This is a genomic window from Streptomyces sp. NPDC058231 (assembly GCF_042882275.1).
Lineage (GTDB): Bacteria > Actinomycetota > Actinomycetes > Streptomycetales > Streptomycetaceae > Streptomyces.
On record NZ_JBHVWN010000089.1, the window covers coordinates 20,397 to 30,980 of the forward strand.

At 69.2% G+C, this 10,584-nt stretch carries 8 protein-coding genes and 1 riboswitch; of the genes, 7 read left to right on the plus strand and 1 reads right to left on the minus strand.

Annotated features, from left to right (window positions below):
* Positions 1-112: 112 nt before the first annotated feature.
* The 5 genes from ACFVXE_RS34940 (at position 113) to ACFVXE_RS34960 (ending at position 7,507) form a co-directional block, all read left to right on the plus strand.
* On the plus strand, positions 113-367 hold the full coding sequence (locus ACFVXE_RS34940) for a DUF3311 domain-containing protein (RefSeq protein WP_389677318.1): 255 nt from the start codon (positions 113-115) through the stop codon (positions 365-367).
* Positions 364-2,025 carry a monocarboxylate uptake permease MctP gene (mctP, locus tag ACFVXE_RS34945; RefSeq protein ID WP_389677320.1) on the plus strand — a complete coding sequence of 554 codons (1,662 nt, stop codon included), beginning with the start codon at positions 364-366 and terminating at the stop codon, positions 2,023-2,025. Before ACFVXE_RS34940 ends, mctP begins: the two co-directional genes overlap by 4 nt.
* 303 nt (positions 2,026-2,328) lie before the next feature.
* Positions 2,329-2,467: riboswitch (cobalamin riboswitch) on the plus strand.
* 142 nt (positions 2,468-2,609) lie between these two features.
* A complete protein-coding gene (locus ACFVXE_RS34950; protein ID WP_389677321.1) occupies positions 2,610-5,006 on the plus strand; it encodes a ribonucleoside-diphosphate reductase subunit alpha in 2,397 nt (798 codons plus the stop codon).
* A complete protein-coding gene (locus ACFVXE_RS34955; RefSeq protein WP_389677323.1) occupies positions 5,006-6,037 on the plus strand; it encodes a ribonucleotide-diphosphate reductase subunit beta in 1,032 nt (343 codons plus the stop codon). The genes ACFVXE_RS34950 and ACFVXE_RS34955 overlap by 1 nt, the downstream gene beginning before the upstream one ends.
* 117 nt (positions 6,038-6,154) lie before the next feature.
* A complete protein-coding gene (locus ACFVXE_RS34960) occupies positions 6,155-7,507 on the plus strand; it encodes an IS4 family transposase (RefSeq protein WP_389677325.1) in 1,353 nt (450 codons plus the stop codon).
* A gap of 36 nt (positions 7,508-7,543) precedes the next feature.
* Here the strand turns inward: ACFVXE_RS34960 and ACFVXE_RS34965 are convergent, their stop codons facing one another.
* Positions 7,544-7,765 (minus strand): hypothetical protein, encoded by a 222-nt coding sequence (locus tag ACFVXE_RS34965; RefSeq protein WP_389677327.1) that lies wholly within the window; start codon positions 7,763-7,765, stop codon positions 7,544-7,546.
* Between the two features lie 81 nt (positions 7,766-7,846).
* Between ACFVXE_RS34965 and ACFVXE_RS34970 the strand changes: the two genes are divergently transcribed.
* Positions 7,847-8,821 (plus strand): GlxA family transcriptional regulator, encoded by a 975-nt coding sequence (locus ACFVXE_RS34970; RefSeq protein WP_389677328.1) that lies wholly within the window; start codon positions 7,847-7,849, stop codon positions 8,819-8,821.
* Positions 8,822-8,925: 104 nt separating this feature from the next.
* Positions 8,926-10,584: beta-N-acetylhexosaminidase (locus tag ACFVXE_RS34975; RefSeq protein WP_389677329.1), on the plus strand; the 1,659-nt coding region annotated here is incomplete at its 3' end.

A 10,584-nucleotide genomic window follows, 5' to 3' on the forward strand; every position in this document is an offset into this window, starting at 1 on the left:
CGTCACACCGTTGCACGACCGCAATGCGGACAGGGGGTGACGGTGGCCGGAACCCTCGCCTAGATTTCCTGCGCATTACAACAGGTGGTCAGCGAGGGGACGGAGTCACCACATGCCAGACGAAACAGATACGAAACCGCCGGCGATCACGCCCGCGAGAGCGGTGATCGCCCTCTGCCTCGTCGCGCCGTTCGTGGCCATGCTCTGGGTGAGCTCGTACGCAAAGGTCGACCCCGCCTTCATAGGCATTCCGTTCTTCTACTGGTACCAGATGGCCTGGGTGCTGATCTCCACCGCTCTCACGATGACCGCGTACAAGCTGTGGCAGCGTGACCAGCGCGCCCGCAAGGGGGGTGCGTCGGCATGAAGGACGGCGTGAACGGCGTCGCACTCGGCGTCTTCATCTTCTTCTTCCTGGCCGTCACGGTCATCGGCTTCATGGCGGCGCGCTGGCGCAAGGCCGATAACGAGGCCAGCCTCGACGAATGGGGCCTGGGCGGACGGTCGTTCGGTACCTGGGTCACCTGGTTCCTGCTCGGCGGCGACCTCTACACCGCGTACACCTTCGTCGCCGTCCCCGCCGCGATCTACGCGGCAGGAGCGGCCGGGTTCTTCGCGGTCCCGTACACCATCCTCGTGTACCCGCTGATCTTCACCTTCCTGCCGCGGCTGTGGTCGGTCTCGCACAAGCACGGCTACGTCACCACCTCGGACTTCGTCCGCGGGCGCTTCGGCTCCAAGGGTCTGTCGCTGGCGGTCGCCGTCACCGGCATCCTCGCCACGATGCCGTACATCGCCCTCCAGCTCGTCGGCATCCAGGCGGTGCTGGACGTGATGGGCGTCGGCGGCGGCGAGAACACCAACTGGTTCGTCAAGGACCTGCCGCTGCTGATCGCGTTCGCGGTGCTCGCCGCGTACACGTACTCCTCCGGCCTGCGGGCGCCCGCTCTGATCGCGTTCGTCAAGGACGGGCTGATCTACCTCGTCATCGCCGTGGCGATCATCTACATCCCGATCAAGCTGGGCGGCTTCGACGACATCTTCCACGCGGCGAGCGTGAAGTTCTCCGCCGTCAACGAAGCGGCCCACAAACCCGTCGCGGGACTCGCCCCGGGGTCCTCGGGAACCTGGGGGTACGCCACGCTGGCCATCGGCTCGGCGCTCGCGCTCTTCATGTACCCCCACTCGATCACGGCGACGCTCTCCGGGCGCAGCCGTGAGGTGATCCGGCGCAACACCACGATCCTGCCGTTGTACTCGCTGATGCTGGGCCTGCTGGCGCTGCTCGGTTTCATGGCCATCGCCGCCGGGGTCAAGGTGGACAACGGGCAGCTGGCGATCCCGCAGCTGTTCGAGAACATGTTCCCCGACTGGTTCGCGGGAGTGGCGTTCGCCGCCATCGGAATCGGCGCGCTGGTGCCCGCCGCGATCATGTCGATCGCCGCGGCGAACCTCTTCACCCGGAACATCTACAAGGACTTCCTGAAGCCCGACGCGACCCCCGCCCAGGAGACGAAGGTCTCCAAGCTGGTGTCGCTGCTGGTGAAGGTCGGCGCGCTCGCCTTCGTCCTCACCATGGACAAGACGGTCGCGATCAACTTCCAGCTGCTCGGCGGGATCTGGATCCTGCAGACGTTCCCGGCGCTGGTCGGCGGCCTGTTCACCCGGTGGTTCCACCGCTGGGCGCTGCTCGCGGGCTGGGCGGTCGGCATGGTGTACGGGACGCTCGCCGCTTACGGGGTCGCGAGCCCGACCCAGGCGCACTTCGGCGGATCCTCGAAGGACATCCCCGGAATAGGCGAGATCGGCTACATCGGCCTGACGGCGTTCGTGCTGAACGCGGTCGTGACGGTGGTCCTGACGTTCGTCCTGAACGCGGTGAAGGCCCCTGTGGGCATCGACGAGACCTCACCGGCCGACTACACCGCCGACGTCGGCGACCGCGATGTCCTGGTGAAGCTCCCGCCCGCCACGGTGGGCGCACCCGGCGGAGCCCCCAGCGACGCCCCCAGCGGCGCTGTCTGACGGCCGCATCCGCCACGGGTGGTTTCCGGGCCGCCACGTCCCCCTCGGGGAGGCGTGGCGGCCCGTTCCGTTTCCCCACGGCCGGACCCGCGGCCGTCCCCGCCCGCTGCGGCACACGTCCGCGCACGGACCTGTCGATCAGACCCGTCGGCGACGGCCGGCGCCCACCGGATCTATCATCGGCTCGGCTCCGCAGGCTCACCGGAACACGACCGGCATCCCGTTCCGGGCCTCTCGCTGCTCCTATACGGCCTGAGCCACTGAACCGACTCGACACAACATGTGGGGGCTGCCTCATCGGACGGCCCCCACATGTATGCTCGTGCTCGCTGTCGCCGCAGGGAAATCCGGTGCGAATCCGGAACTGTCCCGCAACGGTGTATTCGGTGCGCATATGCGCACCCTGCTAGTCCGAGGACCTGCCGACAGCGCGTCCGGCTCGACCGATCCGGACGCCCAGACGTCCGGGCCTCGCGGATGGGCCGGTGGACGCCGCACACAGTGCTGCCCTCCTTCTGCCGGGCATGCCCGCGCGCGGCTGCCCCGCTCCCGCCGGCCCAGAGCCGAGCGAGGGAGAGCACCACGTGACCATCGCGCCAGCCGATCCGGCTTCAGCCACCGAGTCCGCGGAAACCACGAACGACGGACCCGGGACCGCCCTGCTGCGAACCCTGACCGACCTCACCGTCGATCTGCCCGACACCGACCCCGGCCGTGTCGCCGCCGCCGCGCTGCGCGGCCGCAACGCGGCGTCGGACGAGGCGGAGCTGCGCTCGCTGGCCACCGAGGCAGCCGCGGGCCTGATCGCCGAGGACCCCGCGTACTCCCGGCTCGCCGCCCGTCTCCTCACCCGCACCATCGCGGACGAGGCGGCAGGCCAGGGCGCGGTGTCCTTCTCCGCCTCGGTCGCCACCGGCCACCGCGAGGGTCTGATCGCGGACCGGACCGCCGGGTTCGTCGCGCTCCACGCCGCACGGCTCGACGCGCTGGTCGAGCAGTCGCTCGCCGACGGCGCCGACGACCGGTTCGGCTACTTCGGGCTGCGGACGCTGCACAGCCGCTATCTGCTCCGCCACCCGCTCACCCGTCAGGTCATCGAGACGCCGCAGCACTTCATGCTGCGTGTCGCCGCCGGTCTCGCCGAGGACGACTCGGTGCGCGCACTGGACGAGGTCGCCTCGCTGTACGGGCTGATGAGCCGGCTCGACTACCTGCCGTCCTCACCGACCCTGTTCAACTCCGGAACCCGGCACCCGCAGATGTCCTCCTGCTACCTGCTGGACTCGCCGCTGGACGAGCTCGACTCGATCTACGACCGCTACCACCAGGTGGCGCGGCTCTCCAAGCACGCCGGCGGCATCGGCCTCTCGTACTCCCGGATCCGTGCCCGCGGTTCGCTGATCCGCGGCACCAACGGGCACTCCAACGGCATCGTGCCGTTCCTGAAGACGCTCGACGCCTCGGTCGCCGCGGTGAACCAGGGCGGCCGCCGCAAGGGCGCCGCCGCCGTCTACCTGGAGACGTGGCACGCGGACATCGAGGAGTTCCTGGAACTGCGCGACAACACGGGTGAGGACCAGCGGCGTACGCACAACCTCAACCTGGCGCACTGGATCCCGGACGAGTTCATGCGCCGGGTCGACGCGGACGGCGACTGGTCGCTGTTCTCGCCCGCCGACGTCCCCGAGCTGGTCGACCTGTGGGGCGACGAGTTCGACACCGCCTACCGGGCCGCCGAGGCCGCGGGCCTGGCCCGGAAGTCGATGCCCGCGCGCGAGCTGTACGGCCGCATGATGCGGACGCTCGCACAGACCGGCCAGGGCTGGATGACGTTCAAGGACGCCTCCAACCGGACCGCGAACCAGACCGCCGAGCCGGGCCGCGTCGTCCACTCGTCGAACCTGTGCACCGAGATCCTCGAAGTGACGGACGACGGCGAGACGGCCGTCTGCAACCTCGGTTCGGTCAACCTGGGCTCGTTCGTCGTGGACGGCGGCATCGACTGGGCGCGGCTGGACGCCACCGTCCGTACCGCCGTCACCTTCCTCGACCGGGTCGTCGACATCAACTTCTACCCGACCGAGCAGGCCGGCCGGTCCAATGCCCGCTGGCGGCCCGTGGGGCTGGGCGCGATGGGGCTCCAGGACGTCTTCTTCCAGCTGCGGCTGCCGTTCGACTCCCCCGCGGCCCGCGCGCTCTCCACCAAGATCTCCGAGCGGATCATGCTCGCCGCGTACGAGGCGTCCTGCGACCTCGCCGAGCGGTCCGGTCCGCTGCCCGCCTGGTCGCAGACGCGCGCCGCCCGTGGTGTGCTCCACCCCGACCACTACGACACCGAGCCGGCCTGGCCGGAGCGCTGGGCCGCGCTGCGGGCCCGGATCGCGAAGACCGGTATGCGCAACTCGCTGCTGCTGGCCATCGCGCCGACCGCCACGATCGCCTCGATCGCCGGGGTGTACGAGTGCATCGAGCCGCAGGTCTCCAACCTGTTCAAGCGCGAGACGCTCAGCGGCGAGTTCCTCCAGGTCAACGGCTATCTGGTGGACGAGCTGAAGAAGCTCGGCGTGTGGGACGCGCGCACCCGCGAGGCGCTGCGCGAGGCGAGCGGCTCGGTGCAGGGATTCGCCTGGATCCCCGAGGACGTGCGCGCGCTGTACCGCACGGCGTGGGAGATCCCGCAGCGCGGACTGATCGACATGGCCGCGGCGCGTACGCCGTACCTCGACCAGAGCCAGTCGCTGAACCTGTTCCTGGAGACGCCGACGATCGGCAAGCTCTCCTCGATGTACGCGTACGCCTGGAAACAGGGTCTGAAGACGACGTACTACCTGCGCTCACGGCCGGCCACCCGCATCGCCCGCGCGGCCTCCGGCCGGACGGCGGCCGCCGTTCCCATTCCCGTGCAGCAGGCGCCGGCCGTCGACGCGGACGCCCTTGCCTGCTCTCTCGAAAACCCCGAGTCCTGTGAGGCCTGCCAGTAATGAGCACCACCGAGAAGAACCTGCTCGACCCGGGCTTCGAACTGACCCTGCGGCCCATGCGCTACCCGGACTTCTACGAGCGCTACCGTGACGCGATCAAGAACACGTGGACGGTGGAGGAGGTCGACCTCCACTCCGACGTGGCCGATCTCGCCAAGCTCTCACCCGGCGAGCAGCACATGATCGGCCGGCTCGTCGCCTTCTTCGCGACGGGTGACTCGATCGTCTCGAACAACCTCGTGCTGACGCTGTACAAGCACATCAACTCCCCCGAGGCCCGGCTGTACCTGTCGCGGCAGCTGTTCGAGGAGGCCGTGCACGTCCAGTTCTATCTGACGCTGCTCGACACGTATCTGCCCGACCCGGACGACCGCGCGGCAGCGTTCGACGCGGTCGAGGAGATCCCGTCCATCCGCGAGAAGGCGCAGTTCTGCTTCAAGTGGATGGCCGCCCTGGACGGGCAAGGAGGGGTGGAGAAGATCGAACGGCTGGAGACGAAGGCCGACCGCCGTCGCTTCCTGCTGAACCTGATCTGCTTCGCGGCGTGCATCGAGGGGCTGTTCTTCTACGGCGCGTTCGCATACGTCTACTGGTTCCGCTCGCGCGGCCTGCTGCACGGTCTCGCCACGGGGACCAACTGGGTCTTCCGTGACGAGACGATGCACATGAACTTCGCGTTCGAGGTCGTCGACACCGTCCGCAAGGAGGAGCCCGACCTCTTCGACGACGAACTCCGGCAGCAGGTCACCGACATGCTGAAGGAGGCCGTCGACGCGGAGCTGCAGTTCGGCCGTGACCTGTGCGGCGACGGTCTGCCGGGCATGAACACCGAGTCGATGCGCGAGTACCTGCAGTGCGTCGCCGACCAGCGGCTCGCCCGGCTCGGATTCCCGACGGTCTACGGCTCCGAGAACCCGTTCTCGTTCATGGAGCTGCAGGGCGTCCAGGAGCTGACGAACTTCTTCGAGCGCCGTCCGTCGGCGTACCAGGTGGCGGTGGAGGGCTCGGTCGCGTTCGACGACGACTTCTAGACCCGACGCCGTTCAGTTAAGGGTGGGGGTTGTTCGTCAAGGCTGGTGAACGAGGCAGCGGAGCTGCTGTAGAAGAGGTTTGTCCTCCAAGACATCCTCACTACAGGAGCTCCGCTGTTGGAACAGGCTGCCATAACAGGGCCGGTCGGGATAGCGGCCGGGGTGTTCGCGCCGGGGCATATCGGTGAGTTGACCCGGATCATGCCGTTCGAGATGGTCGACGAGGTGCCGGCGGAGACCCGGGCGCTCGATCGGCGGGTTCGGCTGATGCCGGCCCGGGTCACGGTGTATCTGCTGCTGGCCGGGGCGTTGTTCGCCGAGCTGGGCTACCGGCAGGTCTTTGACCGGTTGTGCGCGGGTCTGGCCGGGCTGTCGCCCGTCAGGCCCAGCGGCAGTGCGTTACGGCAGGCCCGTCAGCGTCTGGGGGCGGCGCCGATGAAGGCGCTGTTCGACCTGGTGCGTGGCCCGGTGGCCACGACGGCGGTTCAGGTGCGGTGGCGTGGGCTGCTGGCCGTGGCGGTCGACGGCACGCTGTTGCCGGTGCCGGACACGCCGGAGAATCTCACGGTGTTCGCCAAACAGCGGTGCAACAGCGGGGCCGGGGGCTATCCGCAGGTCCGGCTGGCGGCTTTGGTGGCCTGCGGGAACCGGTCGGTGATCGGGGCGGTGTTCGGCCCGGCGACCACCGGCGAGCTTCAGTACGCGGGCCGGCTGGCGGGCGATCTGCGTGCCGGGATGCTGCTGCTGGGTGACCGGAATTTCGCCGCCGCCGATCTGCTGAACCGCCTGGCTGCCACCGGCGCCCACCTGCTGGTGCGGTGCAAGTCCGGGAGGAAACTGCCCGCGGTGGCCCGCTTGCGCGACGGCTCGTTCCTGGCCCGGCTCGGAGCACTGACCGTGCGGGTCATCGACGCCGAGATCACCATCGCAACGTCCCGCGGGGTCCGCACCGGTCACTACCGGCTGCTGACCACCCTCACCGACCCCACGACCCACCCGGCCGGTGAACTCGTCCGGCTTTACCACGAGCGCTGGGAGATCGAGACGGCCTACGCCGAGCTGAAGTCCACGATCCTGGGCGGGCGGGTCCTGCGGGCCCGCACCCCGGCCGGCGTCGAGCAGGAGGTCTGGGCACTGCTGACCGCCTACCAGGCGCTGCGGACCGCGATGACCGATGCCACCGACAGCGTCCCGGGCACCGACCCAGACCGGGCCGGCTTCACCGTCGCGCTGGCCGCCGCCCGCGACCAGCTCGTCCTGGCCGCAGGCGTCATCGCCGACACCGTCATCGACCTGGTCGGGGCCATCGACCGCAACGTGCTGACCCAGCTCCTGCCAAAACGGCGGGTCCGCACCAAAGACCGCATCGTCAAACGCGCGATCTCCAAGTACAACGCACGCGGACCCGCCATCGACCGGGCCACCTACGAGGCCACCATCAGCATCAACATGCTCGCAACCGACCCTTGACACCACCCAGCCCCACCTAACTGAACGACGTTGGGGCTAGACCCGCTGGGCTCTCGCCCCGATCCGCAGCTCCCGACGCCACGCGGCCCGCACCGGCCGCGTGGCGTCCGCCGTATCCGGGGGCTGGGCGCGCCGTTCCCGTTCCGCAACGCGCAACTGGCGGTCGATGCGGTGTTCGCGAGCGATGCCGGCCAGCACCGGCGCCAGGAAGAGTGCGAATACAGCCATGGTGCCCAGGTAGTTCAGGAATGTGTTCATGGCTCAACTCTGGACCGGGCGGATCGATCGCGGCAGTGGCAGGACTGTCACGCAGCATCGAATTACTGCCACACTGTCTGCATGCTGAACAATGTCGCGGTGCTGCTGCTCGGCGAGGTGCATCCCTTCGAACTCGGCGTGCTGTCAGAGGTGTTCGGGCTCGACCGCAGTGACGAGGGGCTTCCGGTGCACGACTTCGCGGTGGTCTCCGGCGAGGGGCCGGTGCTGTCGACCCATGCCGGATTCACCGTGTCCACCCCGCACGGTCTCGAACGGCTGGACGAGGCGGATCTGATCGCCGTTCCCGCCGGCACGTCCTTCCGGAGCCAGGACTTCCCGGAGGCGGCACTGGAAGCCCTGCGCAGGGCCGTGGACCGCGGCGCCCGGGTGCTCAGCGTGTGCTCCGGCGCCTTCGTGCTGGGCGAGGCGGGACTTCTGGACGGCCGCCGCTGCACCACCCACTGGCGGTACACGGCCGACCTGGCCCGTCGCTTCCCGCGGGCCGTCATCGAGCCCGACGTGCTGTACGTGGACGAGGGGCAGATCATCACGTCGGCGGGGACCGCCGCCGGGATCGACGCCGCCCTGCACCTGGTGCGCCAGGCCCACGGCCCCGGCGTCGCCAACGCCATCGCGCGGCGCATGGTGGTGCCGCCGCACCGCGACGGCGGCCAGGCGCAGTACGTCGAGCGCCCGTTGCCCCGCACCGCGTGCGACACGGTCGGCGGTACGCTCGCCTGGATGGAGCGCCACCTCGACCAGGAGATGACGGTCGATCAGCTCGCCGCCCAGGCGCACATGTCGCCGCGCACCTTCGCGCGCCGCTTCCAGCAGGAGACGGGCACCACCCCGTACCGCTGGCTGCTGCGCCAGCGGGTTCTGCTGGCCCAGCATCTGCTGGAGACCTCCGATGAAACCATGGACGCGATCGCCGACCGGACCGGTTTCGGGAATGCGGCCGCGCTGCGCCATCAGTTCACCAAGTCTCTTGGCACCACCCCGAATGCTTACCGCCGCACCTTCCGCGGGCCGACCTCCCTCACCGAAGTCGCCTGATCCACAACGACCTTCACCTCCGATCATTCGTCCAACCATTTTCCGCATCCGTCCATGGACCACGAACCCCGTCACCGGCGAAGGTCGGGCGCATGAACATGCGGATGGCAAGACGAAGGACCATCGGGGCCGTGGTGACAGCGCTCGCCGCGGCGCTGCTGCCCTGGCAGAGCGCTGCCGCGCAGACCGGATCGACCGCCGCGGCGCCGCCCGAGGTGCTGCCCACACTGCGCCAATGGCACGGCGGTCAGGGCGAGTTCAGGCTCACCGACCGGGCCAGAATCGTGCTGTCCGGGATCCGCGACAGCCGCACGGCCGCCGACGCGGGCCGTTTCGCGGGCGAGCTGGCCGGCAAGGCTTCGGTGTCGCGGAGCCGCGCCGCCCGCTCCGGCGACATCGTGCTGCGCCAGGATCCTTCCCTGAAGGGCGAGTTGGGCGCGGAGGGCTACCGGCTGGACATCGGCGACCGGCTCACCGTCACCGCGGCGAGCTCCACCGGCGTGTTCTACGGGAGCCGGACCGTTCTGCAACTACTGAACGACGACGGCCGCGCCGCACGTGGTTCGGCGACCGATGTGCCCGCGTACCGCGAGCGCGGCGTCGGGGTCTGCGCCTGCTACATCAACGTGTCGACTCAGTGGTTCGAGCGGCTCATGAAGGACATGGCCTCGCAGAAGCTCAACCAGCTGTGGATCGAGGCCAAGGTCAAGAGCGACACCGACCCTGCCTCGGCGTTCTGGGGCTACTACACCAAGGCGCAGGTCCGCACGCTGGTCGCGACGGCCAGGAAGTACCACATCGAGCTGGTGCCGGAGATCAACTCCCCCGGCCACATGGACCCTTACCTGGAGAACCACCCGGAGCTGCAGCTGCGGGACAAGAACGGTGTCGCCTCCCCGACCCGGCTCGACATCTCCCGGCCCGAGGCACTGGCGTACTACACCTCGATGGTCGACGAGGCGCTGAAGGTCTGGGACAGCCACTCCTGGCACATGGGCGCGGACGAGTACATGATCGGCTCCTCCTATCCCGACTACCCGCAGCTCCAGACCGCGGCAACCGCGAAATTCGGTGCGGCGGCGACCCCGGACGACCTCTTCACCGACTTCATCAACCAGGTCGACGCGCATGTGAAGGCGGACGGCAGGTCGCTGAGGATCTGGAACGACGGGCTGACCGGCCACAACAGTGTGGTCCCGCTGAACCGTGACATCACCGTCGAGCACTGGCTGGGCGGCGGTTCCATCCAGCAGCCGTCCTCGCTGCTGGCCGAGGGCCGGCCGGTGATGAACTCCGCCTACTCGCTCTACCTGATCCGCGGCGGCTTCAAGATGCAGACGCAGAAGCTGTACGAGAGCGGCTGGACGCCGCTGAGCTTCGAGAGCGAGACGCTGACCGAGGGCGCGGCGAACCTCACCGGCGCGAAGATCAGTCTGTGGCCGGACAGTGCGGCGGCCGAGACGGAGAACGAGGTGGAGGCCGAGGCCTTCATGCCGGTGCGCTTCCTGGCGCAGGCCACCTGGGGCGGTCCGAAGCCGAGCCCGACGTACGCCGGTTTCGAGGCCCTCGCCCGGAAGCTCGGTCACGCGCCGGGCTGGGCGAACACCGACCGTGCCCCGCTCGCCGACGGTACCTACCGGCTGACCGCCGGCGCGAAGGTGCTGGCCCCCGCGGCGGACGCGGGCGTGTCCCTGGCCGGGGGCGTTCAGCACGTACGAGCCGTTGGCCTGGGCGACCGCGCGGCCGAGCTGACGGCCGCCGAG